Source organism: Aquibium microcysteis (genome assembly GCF_014495845.1).
Classification (GTDB): domain Bacteria; phylum Pseudomonadota; class Alphaproteobacteria; order Rhizobiales; family Rhizobiaceae; genus Aquibium; species Aquibium microcysteis.
Map to the genome: position 1 here is coordinate 975,003 of NZ_CP061080.1, position 14,540 is coordinate 989,542.

15 protein-coding genes are annotated in these 14,540 nt (G+C 68.4%); 9 read left to right on the forward strand and 6 right to left on the reverse strand.

Annotated elements, in window-relative coordinates; all coding sequences use genetic code 11:
• Positions 1–40 precede the first annotated feature (40 nt).
• Together IAI54_RS04370 and IAI54_RS04375 are read left to right on the forward strand one after the other, a co-directional pair.
• Entirely contained in the window at positions 41–1,024 is a 984-nt protein-coding gene (locus IAI54_RS04370) for a fumarylacetoacetate hydrolase family protein (RefSeq protein ID WP_187971193.1), read from the forward strand.
• Positions 1,025–1,141: 117 nt separating this feature from the next.
• Positions 1,142–2,638, forward strand: coding sequence for a class I adenylate-forming enzyme family protein (locus IAI54_RS04375; RefSeq protein ID WP_187971194.1), 1,497 nt, complete (start codon positions 1,142–1,144; stop codon positions 2,636–2,638).
• Between the two features lie 114 nt (positions 2,639–2,752).
• On the opposite strand, the gene IAI54_RS04380 is transcribed toward IAI54_RS04375, so the two are convergent.
• Positions 2,753–2,935, reverse strand: coding sequence for a hypothetical protein (locus IAI54_RS04380; RefSeq protein ID WP_187971195.1), 183 nt, complete (start codon positions 2,933–2,935; stop codon positions 2,753–2,755).
• Positions 2,936–3,076: 141 nt separating this feature from the next.
• Entirely contained in the window at positions 3,077–4,018 is a 942-nt protein-coding gene (locus IAI54_RS04385; protein ID WP_187971196.1) for a LysR family transcriptional regulator, read from the reverse strand.
• Positions 4,019–4,123: 105 nt separating this feature from the next.
• On the opposite strand from IAI54_RS04385, the gene uraD reads away from it, so the two are divergent.
• The 5 genes from uraD to IAI54_RS04410 are packed head-to-tail and all read left to right on the forward strand — an operon-like array spanning position 4,124 to position 8,178.
• A complete protein-coding gene (gene uraD / locus IAI54_RS04390) occupies positions 4,124–4,681 on the forward strand; it encodes a 2-oxo-4-hydroxy-4-carboxy-5-ureidoimidazoline decarboxylase (RefSeq protein WP_187971197.1) in 558 nt (185 codons plus the stop codon).
• 4 nt (positions 4,682–4,685) lie between these two features.
• Positions 4,686–5,678 carry a TRAP transporter substrate-binding protein gene (locus IAI54_RS04395; protein WP_187971198.1) on the forward strand — a complete coding sequence of 331 codons (993 nt, stop codon included), beginning with the start codon at positions 4,686–4,688 and terminating at the stop codon, positions 5,676–5,678.
• Between the two features lie 3 nt (positions 5,679–5,681).
• Positions 5,682–6,167: a TRAP transporter small permease gene (locus IAI54_RS04400; protein ID WP_187971199.1), complete on the forward strand. Its 486-nt coding sequence runs from the start codon at positions 5,682–5,684 to the stop codon at positions 6,165–6,167.
• The gene (locus IAI54_RS04405; RefSeq protein WP_187971200.1) at positions 6,164–7,444 is read left to right on the forward strand and encodes a TRAP transporter large permease; all 1,281 of its coding nucleotides are present in this window, start codon (positions 6,164–6,166) and stop codon (positions 7,442–7,444) included. Before IAI54_RS04400 ends, IAI54_RS04405 begins: the two co-directional genes overlap by 4 nt.
• Positions 7,444–8,178: an aspartate/glutamate racemase family protein gene (locus IAI54_RS04410; protein ID WP_187971201.1), complete on the forward strand. Its 735-nt coding sequence runs from the start codon at positions 7,444–7,446 to the stop codon at positions 8,176–8,178. The genes IAI54_RS04405 and IAI54_RS04410 overlap by 1 nt, the downstream gene beginning before the upstream one ends.
• A gap of 74 nt (positions 8,179–8,252) precedes the next feature.
• Here IAI54_RS04410 and IAI54_RS04415 read toward each other — a convergent pair whose 3' ends face one another.
• The 4 genes from IAI54_RS04415 to IAI54_RS04430 are packed head-to-tail and all read right to left on the reverse strand — an operon-like array spanning position 8,253 to position 11,774.
• Positions 8,253–8,999, reverse strand: coding sequence for a GntR family transcriptional regulator (locus IAI54_RS04415; protein ID WP_210321208.1), 747 nt, complete (start codon positions 8,997–8,999; stop codon positions 8,253–8,255).
• Positions 9,000–9,011: 12 nt separating this feature from the next.
• Positions 9,012–10,295 (reverse strand): TRAP transporter large permease, encoded by a 1,284-nt coding sequence (locus IAI54_RS04420; protein ID WP_187971202.1) that lies wholly within the window; start codon positions 10,293–10,295, stop codon positions 9,012–9,014.
• A 2-nt stretch (positions 10,296–10,297) separates the two neighbouring features.
• The gene (locus IAI54_RS04425; protein WP_187971203.1) at positions 10,298–10,744 is read right to left on the reverse strand and encodes a TRAP transporter small permease; all 447 of its coding nucleotides are present in this window, start codon (positions 10,742–10,744) and stop codon (positions 10,298–10,300) included.
• 49 nt (positions 10,745–10,793) lie between these two features.
• Positions 10,794–11,774, reverse strand: a complete 981-nt coding sequence (locus IAI54_RS04430) for a C4-dicarboxylate TRAP transporter substrate-binding protein (RefSeq protein WP_210321209.1) — start codon at positions 11,772–11,774, stop codon at positions 10,794–10,796.
• A 135-nt stretch (positions 11,775–11,909) separates the two neighbouring features.
• On the opposite strand from IAI54_RS04430, the gene IAI54_RS04435 reads away from it, so the two are divergent.
• A complete protein-coding gene (locus tag IAI54_RS04435; protein ID WP_187971204.1) occupies positions 11,910–12,788 on the forward strand; it encodes an SMP-30/gluconolactonase/LRE family protein in 879 nt (292 codons plus the stop codon).
• 4 nt (positions 12,789–12,792) lie between these two features.
• Positions 12,793–14,526 (forward strand): L-arabinonate dehydratase, encoded by a 1,734-nt coding sequence (araD, locus tag IAI54_RS04440; RefSeq protein ID WP_187971205.1) that lies wholly within the window; start codon positions 12,793–12,795, stop codon positions 14,524–14,526.
• Positions 14,527–14,540 lie beyond the last annotated feature (14 nt).

The following is a 14,540-nucleotide window of genomic DNA, read 5'->3' on the forward strand; positions in this document are numbered from 1 at the left end:
GGCCATCCGCCGATCGCCGGACCCAAGGGAGGACGGACCAATGAAACTCGTGACCTACGAGCGCGAAGGCGCGCCGCGCGCCGGCGCCTTCGTCGAGGGCGACCGCCGGATCGTCGACCTCGCCGAAGCCCACCAGGCGGCCTACGGTGAGGCCTATGCGCCCTTCGCCTCCGTCCAGGCGATGATCGAGGCCGGCGACGCCGCACTCGACCGCGCCTACGAGACCCTCGGCAAGGCCGGAGCGGCCACCGTCGCGCGCGACGCGGTCAGGCTCATGGCGCCGGTCCCGGTGCCGATCCAGATGCGCGACTGCCTGTGCTTCGAGACCCACCTGAAGCAGTCCTTCGCCGCCGCAAGGCGGGTGCGGGCTGCGGCGTCGCCTGATCCGGAGGCGGCGATGCGCGAATTCGAGCGCACGGGCGCACTGTCGGTGCCGAAAATCTTCTACGACCAGCCCATCTACTACAAGGCCAACCGGTTCAGCGTGATCGGCGACGGCCAGGACGTGCTCTGGCCGAGCTATTCCAGCCTGATGGATTTCGAGCTGGAGTTCGGCTTCTACGTCCGCAAGAAGGGCGTCGACATCGCCCGCGACGCCGCCCGCGACTACATCTACGGCTACACCATCTTCAACGATTTCTCGGCCCGCGACGCCCAGACGCTGGAGATGGGCGGGCAGCTCGGACCCGCCAAGGGCAAGGATTTCGACTATGGCAACGCCATGGGTCCTTGTCTGGTCACCGCCGACGAGCTGAAGGATCCCTACGGCCTGACCATGGTCTGCCGCGTCAACGGCGAGGAGTGGGGCCGCGGCAGCACCTCCTCGATGTACTGGAAGTTCGAGGACCTGCTCGCCTACGTCTCCCGCTCCGAGACCCTCCACCCGGGCGAGTTCTTCGGCTCGGGCACGGTCGGCAATGGCTGCGGGCTCGAGCACATGAAGTTCCTGAAGCATGGCGACCTCGTCGAGCTGGAAGTCGAAGGCATCGGCACGCTGCGCAACCGTGTGCTGACGCGCCAGTAGCCGCGTCGCAGAGGGCGGGCAGGGGGCTTCGCTTCGGCCCGCGTCCCTTGCCGCTCTCTTTCCCGAGAGGCCGTCCGTTTGCCGCCGGCCTCGTCTTCATCCTGCGGAACGCTTGCCATGAACGTCCATGCCCTGATCGCCGACGCCGTCCGCCGTCGTGCCGATGAACCCGCGATCGAGCATGCCGGCCGGCGTCTCACCTATCGCGCCTTCGACGCCGCCTGCGCCGCCTTCGGCGAATGGCTGGAGGCGAGGGGATGCCGGCCCGGCGACCGCGTGCTCCTGTTCCTGCGCAACGGCTTCGACTATCCGGTGCTGCTGATGGGGACCATGCGCGCCGGCATGGTGGCCGTGCCGGTCAATGCCAAGCTGCATCCGCGCGAGGTCGCCTGGATCGCCGGCGACGCCGGGCCGCGCTTCGTCTTCACCCATGCCGAGCATGTTGACGCGCTGGCTGCCGCGCTGCCGCCGGGGAACGCGATCGAGGTGATCGCCATCGAGAATTTCGATCTCCCTGCCTCTGCCACCGCGCCGGCGGCGCCCGCGACTGTCGCGCCGGACGATCCGGCCTGGATCTTCTACACCTCCGGCACCACCGGCAAGCCGAAGGGCGCCACGCTCACCCACCGCAACCTCGTCGCCGCCTCCGTCAACTGTCTCGCCGACGTGTTCGACTTCCGCCAGACCGACCGCGTCCTCCACGTCGCACCGCTGTCGCACGGCAGCGGGCTCTATCTCCTGCCCGCGCTCGCCCGCGGCGCGCACAACATCGTCCACGACCGGGCCGGCTTCCGTCCCGACGAGGTTTTCGACACGATCGCCGCGCTGGGCGTCACCGCCATCGCCTTCGTCGCGCCCACCATGATCGTGCGCCTGCTCGAAGCCGCGCCGCGCGACGACATCGGCAGCCTGCGGGGCGTCATCTACGGCGGTGCCGCGATCCATCTGGAGCACGTCCGCGCGGCGGTCGCCCGCTTCGGACCGATCTTCCATCAGCTCTACGGCCAGGGCGAGGCGCCGATGACGATCTCCTATCTCCCCGGCCGTGATCATCAGGGCGCCGACGACGAGACGCTGGTCTCGGCCGGCTACGTGCGGTCGGGCGTCGAGGTCCGCATCCGCGACGAGGACGACCGCGACGTGCCTGACGGCGCCGAAGGTGAGATCTGCGTGCGCGGCGACGTGGTGATGGCGGGCTACTGGCGCAACCCGGAAGCGACCGCCCGCGCGCTCGCCGGCGGCTGGCTGCACACCGGCGACCTCGGCCGTTTCGATTCCGGCGGCCGGCTGCGCGTCCTCGACCGCCGCCACGACACCATCATCTCCGGCGGCACCAACATCTATCCCAAGGAGATCGAGGACGTCCTCGCCGCCCACCCCGCCGTACGCGAGGTCGTCGCTTTCGGCGTTCCCGACGCCGAATGGGGCGAAAGCGTCGCGGTCGCCGTCGTCGCCGACGATCCCGCGCTCGACGAACAGGCCCTGCTCGCCTTCTGCAAGGATCACCTCGCGAGCTTCAAGAAGCCCAAGCACGTCCACATCCTGCCCGACCTGCCGAAGAACGCCTACGGCAAGGTGCTGCGCCGGGATCTGCGGGAGAGGTACGGCCGGTAGGGACGGCCATGGAAACCATCGCGCCGATGGGCGACAATAACCTCGAAAGCCTGCCCGCCGTGGCCGACTGGCAGAACCGCCCGGGCCGTCCCGATAGCGGTCAGTGGTGACAAGCTACACCACTCCAAGGGACACGATCAAACCCACCTTGCCACGGTCGGCGTTTCGCTTCGTCCCCACTTGATGACGGTCGACCTGCTTCGCCGCCATGGACGGCCGGTCGAGGTGGGAGCGGAGTTCGCGGCGGATATGAAGAGCAGCGCCGTCGCCGACCTGGCGTCGTTCATCGCCGGTCATGGACTTTCGCACGAACAGGAAGAGATCAGTCCGCGGGCTCCGGCATGGTGAAGCGGACGAATCCCCCGTCGCTTCGTCGGGACGCCCGTGTCGATCCTTAAGGCATCGACCAGCATCGCTGGTCGGCCCCCGATACCCTCCTTACCGCTCCATCCCCCGCCGGGCCCTGACGCGTGCCAGGGTGTCCGCGACGTCCTTCGCCAGGAGATCCGCCACACGGGTGGCGATGCGCGGCAGCGTGCGGCGGGAGCTGATCGCCAGCGAGATGCTCTGCGGCACGACGTTGTCGCCCTTGACCGGAACCGCGACGAGGCGACCGTCCAGCAGCTCCTGGGCCGTGTCGAGCTCAGAGGTGAGCGCCACATGGGTGCCGGCGACGACCAGTTGCTTCAGCAGTTGCAGCGAATTCGTTACCACCGGCGGCCGGTCGCCGGCAAACATCCAGCCGTGTCGCGCCTCGAGGATCCGACGGATGGCGAGTGCCGGGCTCTGCACCGCGATCGGGTGCTCGCGGACCTGCGACAGGCGCACGTCCGTCTGCCGGGCGAGCGGATGTCCCGGCGCCATGACGCACAGCAGCGGCAGTTCCTCGCTCCACATCACGTGGACGTCGCGCTGCGGACGCAGGTTGAAGGCGAGCGCCACGTCGGCATCGCCGGCATCGAGCACCGCCACCGCGTCGTCCGGCGTCGCGATCTCCACGTCGATGCGCACCTTGGGATAGACGCTGGCGACGTGCTGCAGGAAGCGCGGCAGCAGGCTGTTGACCAGGCTGTCCATCGTGACCAGCCTGATGTGGCCGAGATCGACGCCCTGCATCTGCTTGACGTCGGACCAGATGCGGTTCTCGTCGGCCTTCCAGCGGCGCGCCAGCACGATGAACATCTCGCCGACGGGCGACAGCGACATGCCCGTCGTCATGCGGTCGAACAGCTGCACGCCGAGACGCGCCTCCAGCAGCTTGATCTGCCGGTCGATCGCCGAGGCGGCGATGCCGACGGCGCGGGAGGCTGCCTGGATCGAGCCGTGCTCGGCGACCGCCTCGACATATTGCAGGCTGCGGGGCACGAGGTGGAGCGCCATGAATCCCATTCCAAAAATCAGTACGCAGAATTGTCGATAATGTCATGGATTGCAACGTCGCCCTGCCGTTAGCTTGCTTGCATCGACAGCCGGACGAACGGACGAATGACCACTCCTCTCGACATCCTCAACGCCGCGCCCCGCGACACGGCCGTCGCCATGATGGAGCCGCTCGTGGAGTGCTCGCCCTGGGTCGTCGACCGCGTGGTGGATGCCCGTCCCTTTGCAAGCGCGGAAGCGCTGTCGGCCGCGCTGGCTGAAACGATCGCTTCGGCCGATGCCGAGCGTCAGCGTGCGCTGTTTTCGGTCCATCCGGAACTGGCCGGGCGCGAGGCGGCCGAAGGGCGCATGACCGAGGCGTCGACGGGCGAGCAGCACCGGCTCGGCCTGCTGGCCCTGCTGCCGGCCGACGCGCGGCGTCTCGCCGACCTGAACCGCCGCTACCGCGCCCGCTTCGGCCATCCCTTCATCGTGGCCCTGCATCGTTTCGACGACCTGCCGTCGCTGTTTGCGGCGTTCGAGCAGCGTCTCGCCGCCGCGCCGGCCGAGGAACACGCCGCCACCCTGGCCGAAATCGCCTCCGTCATCCGCGCCCGCACCGCCCGCGCCTTCGGGCCGGGCAGCGGCGTCCAAGCCCATCCTGCCGCCGCAACCCTGGAGTAATGCCATGAAAGCCCTTCTGCCGCTCATCGCTTCATCTGCCATCGCCCTTTCCGTCGCCGCCGCCGACGCGAAGGATCTTATCCGCGTCGCCGGCAATTTCGCCGCCGAACACGCCTCGTCCCTGGCGATGGCGAAGTTCGAGGCGGAGCTCGAGCGCCTGTCGGGCGGCGAGATCGACGTCAACGTCTTTCCCGCCCAGCAGCTCGGCGGCGCGGCCGAGAACGTGCAGGCGGTCAAGATCGGCGCCATCGAGCTGATGTGGGTCGGCACCGCCTACCTGACCCGCACCGTTCCGGAACTCGAGGTCGTCGGGCTTCCGTTCCAGTTCCAGAGCCGCGAGCAGGCCTTCGCCATCGTCGACGGTCCGGTCGGCGCGGCACTCGACGCCAAGCTGGCCAAAGAGGGCATGACCTCGATGGGCTACATGGAACTCGGCTTCCGCCACCTGACCAACAACGTCCGCCCGATCCGGACGATCGACGACATCGCCGGCCTCAAGATCCGCCTCCAGCCCAACGAGACCCACCTCGCCACCTTCCGCGCGCTCGGCGCCAACCCGGTGGCCATGGACGTGAAGGAGCTCTATTCGGCGCTGGAGCAGAACGTCATCGACGGCCAGGAGAACCCCTTCGCCATCATCAATGTCGCCGGATACGCCGAGGTCCAGAAGAACATCTCCAACACCGGGCACTTCTTCGACTTCATCTCCGTGGCCGCCAACAAGAAGTGGTTCGACGGGCTCGACGCGGGCAAGCAGGCGATGGTCCGCGAGGCCATGGCGACCGCCGTCGCCTACCAGCGCGAACTGGCCGCCGAGCAGGACGCTGCCGGGCTGGCAACGCTGGTCGGCAAGGGCATGGTGTTCACCGAAGTCTCGCCCGAACTCGCCGCAGCGCTGCGCGAGAAGACCGCAGGCGTCGCGGCCGAAACCAAGGCCCGGCTCGATCCGGACCTGGTGACGCTGCTCGACGCCGAGACCGCGAAGCTCGGCATGTAGGCGATGGCGATCGACCGCATCCTCGCCTCGCTCCTGACGCGCGCCGATACCGGCGCGCGCCTCGTCGTCATGGCGGGCGCAGCGCTCATGGTCGTGGTCGTCGCGGCCCAGGTCGTCATGCGCTACGTCTTCAACGGGTCCTTCGACTGGGCCGACGAGGTGAGCCGGATCGCCTTCGTCTGGACGATCTTCATGGCGATCCCGCTCGGCATCCGCGACGGCACGCATGTCGGCATCGAACTCCTCGTGTCGCGCCTGCCGGTCAGGCTGCGCCGTCTGGTCGCCAGGCTGACCAGCGCGCTCGCCGCGATGATGATGGCGGTGGTGTCCTGGATCTCGATCGGGGTGGCGTCGGCCACCTGGTCGGAGCGGCTCGGGTCGATCGACATCACCTCGAGCGTCTTCTTCTTCCCCATCATCGCGGGCTCGCTACATGCGGCGCTGCATCTTGTCCGTCTCGCCCTGTCCCCGCAGGTCACCGGCCCATGAGCCTCTTCGTCATCGTCCTGTTCCTGGTGCTCGCCTTCCTCGGCATGCCGCTGGCCTTCTCGCTCGGCGTCTCCGCGCTTGCGGGGCTGTGGCTGGCAGGCTTCGATGCGGCCGTGCTGGCGCCGCGCCTGCTCAACGCCGTCAACTCCTTCCCCCTGATGTCGATCCCGCTGTTCATGATCGCTGGCGAGCTCATGCTCAAGGGCGGCATCATGGAGCGGCTGGTGGACTTCGCGAACGCCTTCATCGGCCGGGTGCGCGGCGGTCTGGCGCAGGTCACCATCATTTCGGGCGCCGGCCTCGCTTCGGTCTCGGGCGCCGCCGTGGCCGACGCCTCCGCGCTTTCGTCCACCCTGGTCCCGTCGCTTCGCCAGCAATACGGTCTCGGATTCTCCACCGGCATCGTGGCGGCCGCCGCCAATCTCGGGCCGATCATTCCCCCGTCGGGCGCCATGATCGTCTACGCCTTCATGGCCGGGTCGAGCGTATCGGTCGGCGGGCTGTTCATGTCCGGCGTGGTGCCGGGGCTGATCCTCTTCGTGAGCTTCATGGTGCTCTGCTGGTTCATCGCCTGGAAGCGGGACTATCCGCTGGCCGGCGCGCCGGTGACGCTTTCCAACATCGTGCACCAGACGCGGCGCAGCTTCGTCGTGTTCCTGATGCCGGTGATCGTCATCGGCGGCATCGTCGGCGGCATCTTCACGCCGACCGAGGGCGCGGCGGTGGGCGTCTGCTACGCGCTCTTCCTCGGCTTCTTCGTCACCCGCAGGCTGGAACTCGGTCACCTGCCGGAGGTGCTGCTGGGCGCGGCGAAGACCTCGGCGATGGTGGGCGCCATGATCGCCTTCGCCTCCACCGTGACGTTCCTGTTCACGATCGACCTGCTGCCGATGAAGCTGGCCGGGCTGCTGCAGGGGCTGACCGATGACCCGTTCCTGTTCCTGTGCCTGATCGCGGTCATGCTGCTGGTCGTCGGCATGTTCCTGGAATCGAACGCGGCCTACATCATGCTCGTGCCGCTGTTCCACCCGATCGCCATGCAATACGGGCTCGACCCGCTGCATTTCGGCTTCCTGTTCGTCCTGAACCTCGTCATCGGCATGCTCACCCCGCCGGTCGGCGTGGTGCTGTTCGTCGTCTGCGGCATCACCGGCGTGAAGATGGGCGAGCTGGTCCGCGAGAGCTGGCCCTTCATCGCCGCCATGTACGCGGTGCTCGTGCTGTGCATGGTCTTCCCCGGCCTCGTCACCTGGCTGCCGGAAAGGCTCGGCTACTGATGCGCCTGCTGCTGTTCAATCCCAACACCACCGCTGCGCTGACCCAGCGGCTGGCCGCCTCGGCGTCCCGCGTGCTGCCGGCCGACGTCGATCTCGTCCCGGTCACCGCCGGCACCGGCTTTCCCTACATTTCCTCCCGCGCGGAAGCGCAGATCGCCGGTGCCGGCGTGCTCGACGTGCTGGCGGAAAGGGCAGGAACCTTCGATGCGGCGGTGATCGCCGCCTTCGGCGATCCGGGGCTCCACGCGGCGCGCGAACAGTTCGATCTGCCGGTTACCGGCCTGTCGGAGGCGGCCATGATCATGTCGCTGTCGCTCGGCGAACGCTTCGCCTTCGTCACCTTCTCGCGGCGGATGCGGCCCTGGTACGACGAGCAGGTGGCGCGGGCAGGCCTCGCCATGCGCTTTGCCGGCACCTTCGCGCCGGAGGAAGGATTCGGTTCGATCTCGAGTGTCGCGGAGGAGATGCGCGAACCGCTCCTGCGCACCTGCCTGCGCGCGGCCGATGCGGCCGACGTCCTCATCCTCGCCGGCGCGCCGATCGCCGGCCTGGCGGGCGACATCGCGGGCGACGTCCCGGCGATCCTCGTCGATCCCGTACAGGCGGCGGTCATCCACGCCGTCGCCCTGCATCGGCTGCGGCCGCAGGGCGCCGACCGCGGCAGCTATGCGCGTCCGCCGGGCAAAGCCTCTACCGGACTGCCGGCTGCCATCACCATGCGGCTGGGAAGGTGACGGCGGAATGATGGCCGCGAGGGGCGCTCGGGAAGCCCACACAGGGCGGGCCTCTCCAGGGCAGCGCCGGACGCTCAGCTCCTCGCCTGGAAGTAGTGTGGGTTCTGCTCGATGATCTTCTGCACGGAGGCGAGCGTGCCGGACAGATGGGTGCGGACGGCATGCTCCACCGCATCCGGGTCGCCCGAGGCGATCGCGGAAAGGATCGCCTCGTGGTCCGCGATCACCTGGGCGATCTTGCCGGGGTCGGGCAGGTTGAGGCGCCGCAGCCGGTCGATATGCCCGGACCGGTCGGCGATCAGGTGCCACAGCGCCCGCACGCCGGCCGCCTCGAACAGCGACAGGTGGAACAGCCGGTCGAGCGTGGTGAATTCGCCGATGTCGCGATCGTCGCCGGCCATCTTCTGCATCCGCAGCAGCCGAGTCGTGGGCACGAGCAGGGCGGGATTGCCGGCCGCCGCCAGCGCGCGCGCCACCTCGAGTTCCGTGCCGACGCGCAGGAACTGCGTCTCGCGGGCATGCGCCACGTCGATCCTGGAGACCACCGTGCGCGACTGCGGATAGGAGATGACCAGCCCTTCCTGTTCCAGCCGCTGGATCGCCTCGCGGACCGGCGACTGGCTGACGCCGAACGTCCGCGCGATGTCGTTGCGGACCAGCGTTGTGTCCGGCTCGAGGTCGAGCGAGATGATCTGCGCCCGCAGCGTCGAATAGACCCGCCCGGCAGCCGAACCGCCCGGGCCGGACAGATCGTCGGCGGCGTTCATCAGCGCCGCCGAGAACGAACCGGCATTCAGGTCGGGTGAGGTCTTCCGTATCATCGTCGTCCCCTTCTACATCAGTCGGTCGGGCAGGAACAACGACACTGCCGGAACCAGCGCGAGCACGAGGAAGAAGACGATCATCGCCGCGAAATAGGGCAGGGCGGCGCGGGTGAAAGCACCCGTCCGAACGTCGAGAATGCCGCAGACGGTGAACATGATCACGCCGACCGGTGGCGTCAGTCCGCCGAAATTGATCAGCGTCACGATCAGGATGCCCATGTGCACCGGGTCGTAGCCCGCATGCACCAGGACGGGCAGCACGATCGGCGTCACCAGCAGGATGTTGGCCGCACCCTCCAGGAACATGCCGCTGACGATCAGCAGCACGACGACCAGCAGCAGGATGAAGCCGGGCTCGGTCGTCAGCGACGTGACGAATTCGGTGATCTGCTGCGGCCCCCGTTCGATCGTCACGGCATAGCCCAGCACCGCCGCCATCATGATCAGCAGCATCACCATGCCGAGATCGGAGACGGAGCCGGTCGTCGCTTCGTAGAACTTCTCCCATGTCAGCTCGCGGTAGACGAAGACGCCGATGAACAGCGCATAGCCGACGAGGAAAGCCCCGGCCTCGGTCGCGGTGAACAGGCCGAACCGGAAGCCGACGATGAGGATGACGGGGAAGGCGAGCGCCCAGATGCTGTCGAGGAAGCTCGTCCACAGGTCGCGCAGCGTCGGCAGTTCGGCCTGATCGCTGGCATAGCCGTTGCGCCGCGCGATCAGCCAGGCCGTCACCATCAGGATCGCCGTCAGCACCAGACCCGGCACCAGGCCCGCCACGAACAGGCGGCCGATCGACACCTCGTTGATGAAGCCGAACAGGATCAGGCCGATGCTGGGCGGGATCGTGGCGGTGATGATCGAACCGAAGGCCAGCACCGCCGCCGTCGCCGCCTTGGAGTAGCCGCCCTGGCTGATCATCGAGGGGCCGAGCAGGCGCGCCTCCATCGAGGCGTCGGCCACGGCCGATCCCGAGATGCCGCCCATCATCAGGCTGAGCAGGATCGAGACCTGCCCGAGCCCGCCCGCCATCCAACCCGTCAGCAGCCGGGCGAACCGGACCAGACGCTCGGTGATCCCGGTGGCGTTCATCAGGTTGCCGGCGAAGATGAAGAAGGGCACCGCCAGCAGCGGGAAGCTCTGCGTCGCCGTCACCATCTTCTGGATCGCGACGGTGGGCGGCATCGTGCCCGTCGCCACGAACACCGGGAAGGCGGCCAGCGCCAGCGCGAAGGCCACCGGCATGCCGATGAGGAGGAACAGGGCGAAGAGCCCGGCGATCAGGAGAAGCATCGTCAGGTACGCTTTCGTGCGAGGAGGGCCAGTCTGGCGAGCAGGCTCCTGATCATCAGCGCGAAGCCGATCACCATGGAGGCATGCAGGTAGGAGCCCCTGATCTGCAGCGCCCCGTCCAGCCGCGTGTGCATGAGCAGGGTGTTGCGCCAGGCGTAGCGGATCAGGAATGCCAGCAGCGCAACCATGATCAGCAGGTTGATCATCTCGACGATCCGGCCGATCCGCGGGGACACGTTGTCCTGCACGATCCGCAGGCCGAAATGCCGTTCCTCCTGGAGGGCGAGGTCGATGGCCAGGATGCACAGCCAGAGAAACAGCAGCTGTGCGATCTCGACGGACCAGATGATGGGCGTCCCCATGGCGCGGGTGACGGCGGCGAGCCCCACGAGCACCACCACCGCGCCGAGCAGCAGGGCCGCGCAGGCGAATTCAAGGCGTCTGAACACGGATGATCCCTTGCTGCCGGATGCGGACGATGTCGGTGGTGCCGGCCGCTCAGCGGCCGAGCACCTTGTCGACTGTCGCGGCTTCCGCCGTTAGGTTCAACATCCCGTAGACCCCGGCCACCGCGGCCTTGAAGGGAGCGATGTCGACATCCGACACGCTGACGCCCGACGCTGCAACGTCGGCGAGCGACTTGTCGCCGAGCGCGATGGTCAGGCCGGAGGCGTAGCGGCCGCTCTCCACCGCCAGGTCGCGCACGATCTTCTGGTTCTCCGCCGAAATCTGGTCCCAGGCCTCCGCTCCCACGACCAGCGCCGTCACCAGCTGGATGTGCCCCGTCTTGGTGACGTGCTTGACCACCTCGTAGAGCTTGGCGCCGGTGATGGCGGTCGGCTGGGCCTCGGCCGCGTCGAGCGCGCCGAGCTGCAGCGCCGAATAGACCTCGCCCCAGGCCATCGGTGTCGGTTCCGCACCCATCGCCCGGATCGTCTCGATCCAGATGGGCGCACCGATGGTGCGCATGCGGACGCCGGCGAGATCCTCCGGTCTGGCGACCGGCTTCTGCGTCAGGAGATGGCGCGGCCCCTGGTACCAGTTCGAGGCCAGCATCATCAGCCCGGACTTTTCCTTCAGCTCGTCGCCCCAGGCGAGATAGTCCGGAGAAAGCGCGAAGGCGTCGGCCTGTTCGTAGGTGTCGAACATGAACGGTGCCGACATGATCGCCAGCGACGGCACGAAGCTCGACAGCCGCGCGACGTCGGTCACGGTGCCGACATTGGCGCCGGCGCGGGCCTGGTCGATCATCTCCGTCGTGTCGCCGAGCTGGGAATTGTGGAAGATCTCGATCTTCACCTCGCCCTTCGTCGCGGCTTCCACGTCGGCCTTGAACTTCTCCAGGCCCTGGCCCATCGGGTCCGCCGGCGCCAGCACCGTCCCGATCCGCAGCGTGGTTTCCGCATGTGCGGGAGCGCCGAATGCCAGCCCCGCCAGCACGGCGGCGCACAGTCCCATCCTCGTCATCGTCGACTTCATCTCGTCCTCCTCCATTGGCCTTCGTAGACTAATATATTAGTTGCACTAGAGTCCTACTTGCGCTAGGCCTCGGGTGTCAAGGGGCAATCGGCCCCGGGGGAAGCGGGCGGTATGGACGTCGCATCGAGCCGGATAGTGGACATATGCCTGGAGCCGGTCGGGGACCACGGCGCGCTGCTTGGCGAAAGCCCGGTCTGGGACCTTGCGGACGGCATCTGGTGGGTCGACATCGAGGGATGCCGGCTGCTGAAGACGAGCCTCTCGACGCGCCGGACGCAGAGCTGGCCGACCCCGCAGACGCCCGGCTTCGTGGCGCTTGCCGGACAGGACCGGCCCGTCGTCGGGATGCAGCGCGGCATCTACGCCTTCTCGCCATCGGACGCGCGGTTCGAGCGCCTCGTCTCCTTCGGCGGGGAAGGGCGCTTCAACGATGCCACGGTCGACGCCACCGGGCGGCTGTGGGTCTCCACCATGGCGATGGACGCCGCGCCGGGGCGGGCGGCGCTCCATGTCGTGACGGCCGATCTCGGTCTGCGCACGGTGCTCACCGGCCTCACCACCCCGAACGGGCTGGCGGCGGATGTCGGTCGCGGCCGTCTCTATGTCTCGGACTCGCATCCCCACGTCCGGACCGTCTGGACCGCCGCCTGCGACTTCGCGACTGCCGACCTCGGGCCGCGCACCGTCTTCGCCGCAGCACACGACATGCCGGGACGTCCCGACGGCGCCGCGCTGGGCAGCAATGGCGACCTCTACTGGATCGCCTCGGTGGACGGCGCAGCCCTCTGCGGCTTCTCCGGTGACGGCGATCTCGCGGTGTCCGTCCCGCTGCCGTTCAGCGCCCCCACCAAGCTCGCCTTCTTCGACGGCGGCCTCGTCGTCACCGCCAAGTCGGCCGGCGGCTATGGCGGTCAACTCGCCGTCGCGACCGACCTGCCGCCCCTTCTTCGCGGACCCGCCGTGCCGTTCTGGCGCACCGGCGGCCCATCTCACGCCATTCGGACGAGGACCTGACCTCATGCCACGCAAGGACGCCAGGGATCTGAGAAGCGCCCGCTGGTTCGCCCCCGACGACCTGCGATCGTTCGGCCACCGCAGCCGCGTCCTGCAGATGGGCTACGGCTACGAGGACTGGCTGGGCAAGCCGGTGATCGCGATCCTCAACACCTGGTCGGACATGAACCAGTGCCACGTGCACTTCCGCGAGCGGGTCGAGGACGTGAAGCGCGGCGTCCTGCAGGCCGGCGGCTTCCCGGTCGAACTTCCGGCGCTTTCGCTCAGCGAAAGCGCGGTCAAGCCGACGACCATGCTCTACCGCAACATGCTGGCGATGGAGACCGAGGAGCAGATCCGCTCCCACCCGGTCGACGGGGTCGTGCTGATGGGCGGCTGCGACAAGACCACGCCGGGCCTGGTGATGGGCGCGGTTTCGGCCGGCCTGCCGATGATCTTCTTCCCCGCCGGCCCCATGCTGCGCGGCAACTGGCGCGGCAGGACGCTCGGCTCGGGCTCCGACGCCTGGAAACACTGGGACGACCGGCGGGCCGGCACGGTGACCGAGGCTCAATGGCAGGAGATGGAGAAGGGCATCGCGCGCTCGCATGGCCATTGCATGACCATGGGCACGGCCTCCACCATGACGGCGATCGCCGAGGCGCTCGGCCTGTGCCTGCCCGGAGCCTCGTCCATCCCCGCACCCGATGCGAACCACCCGAGGATGGCGGCCGCCTGCGGCCGCCGCATCGTCGACATGGTCTGGGACGATCTCGTGCCCGGCCGCATCCTCACCGCGAAGGCCTTCGACAACGCCAACACCGTCGCCATGGCGCTCGGCTGCTCCACCAACGCCATCATCCACCTGATCGCCATGGCCCACCGGGCGGGCGTCGCCCTGTCGCTCGACGACCTCGACCGCAAGAGCCGCACGACGCCCGTCATCGCCAACATCCGCCCGGTCGGCGACGTGTACCTCATGGAGGACTTCTTCTACGCGGGCGGGCTTCCGGCATTGATGAAGCAGCTCGGCGACCGTCTGAATCTCGACTGCCCGACGGTCAACGGCGGCACGCTCGGCGAGAACCTGGCCGATGTCGAGATCTTCGACGAGGACGTGATCCGCCCGCTCTCCAACCCGGTCTACAGCGAGGGCTCGCTCGCGGTGCTGAAGGGCAATCTCGCGCCCGACGGTGCTGTGATCAAGCCGGCCGCGTGCGATCCGCGCTTCCATGTCCACGAAGGACCGGCCTACGTCTTCGACGGCTATCCGGCGCTCAAGGAGAAGCTCGACGACATCGACTGGGACATCCCGCCGGACGCCGTGCTCGTGCTGCGCAACGCGGGCCCCAAGGGCGGTCCGGGCATGCCCGAATGGGGCATGATCCCGATGCCGAAGGCGCTGCTGAGGAAGGGGCACCGCGACATGGTGCGCCTGTCCGACGCGCGCATGTCGGGCACGTCCTACGGCGCCTGCGTCCTCCACGTCGCCCCGGAAGCCTTCGTCGGCGGGCCGCTGGCGCTGCTGCGGAACGGCGACCGCGTGCGGCTGAGCGTGCCGGAACGGCGGCTCGACATGCTGGTCGGCGACGACGAACTCGCCGCCCGCCGCGCCGCCTGGACGCCGCCCGCGCCGCGCTACGAGCGCGGCTACGGCTGGATGTTCACCCGCCACATCCTGCAGGCCGACAGGGGCTGCGACTTCGACTTCCTGGAGACCGGCTTCGGCGCGCCGGTCGACGAACCCGCCATCTACTAGATCAGGATCCCGCC

What these genes read in the sequence shown, in the direction of transcription:
- IAI54_RS04370 (WP_187971193.1), top strand. Translation starts at nt 41, where the DNA reads ATGAAACTCGTGACCTACGAGCGCGAAGGCGCGCCGCGCGCCGGCGCC.
- IAI54_RS04375 (WP_187971194.1), top strand. Translation starts at nt 1,142, where the DNA reads ATGAACGTCCATGCCCTGATCGCCGACGCCGTCCGCCGTCGTGCCGAT.
- IAI54_RS04380 (WP_187971195.1), bottom strand. Translation starts at nt 2,935, where the DNA reads ATGACCGGCGATGAACGACGCCAGGTCGGCGACGGCGCTGCTCTTCAT.
- IAI54_RS04385 (WP_187971196.1), bottom strand. Translation starts at nt 4,018, where the DNA reads ATGGCGCTCCACCTCGTGCCCCGCAGCCTGCAATATGTCGAGGCGGTC.
- uraD (WP_187971197.1), top strand. Translation starts at nt 4,124, where the DNA reads ATGACCACTCCTCTCGACATCCTCAACGCCGCGCCCCGCGACACGGCC.
- IAI54_RS04395 (WP_187971198.1), top strand. Translation starts at nt 4,686, where the DNA reads ATGAAAGCCCTTCTGCCGCTCATCGCTTCATCTGCCATCGCCCTTTCC.
- IAI54_RS04400 (WP_187971199.1), top strand. Translation starts at nt 5,682, where the DNA reads ATGGCGATCGACCGCATCCTCGCCTCGCTCCTGACGCGCGCCGATACC.
- IAI54_RS04405 (WP_187971200.1), top strand. Translation starts at nt 6,164, where the DNA reads ATGAGCCTCTTCGTCATCGTCCTGTTCCTGGTGCTCGCCTTCCTCGGC.
- IAI54_RS04410 (WP_187971201.1), top strand. Translation starts at nt 7,444, where the DNA reads ATGCGCCTGCTGCTGTTCAATCCCAACACCACCGCTGCGCTGACCCAG.
- IAI54_RS04415 (WP_210321208.1), bottom strand. Translation starts at nt 8,999, where the DNA reads ATGATACGGAAGACCTCACCCGACCTGAATGCCGGTTCGTTCTCGGCG.
- IAI54_RS04420 (WP_187971202.1), bottom strand. Translation starts at nt 10,295, where the DNA reads ATGCTTCTCCTGATCGCCGGGCTCTTCGCCCTGTTCCTCCTCATCGGC.
- IAI54_RS04430 (WP_210321209.1), bottom strand. Translation starts at nt 11,774, where the DNA reads ATGAAGTCGACGATGACGAGGATGGGACTGTGCGCCGCCGTGCTGGCG.
- araD (WP_187971205.1), top strand. Translation starts at nt 12,793, where the DNA reads ATGCCACGCAAGGACGCCAGGGATCTGAGAAGCGCCCGCTGGTTCGCC.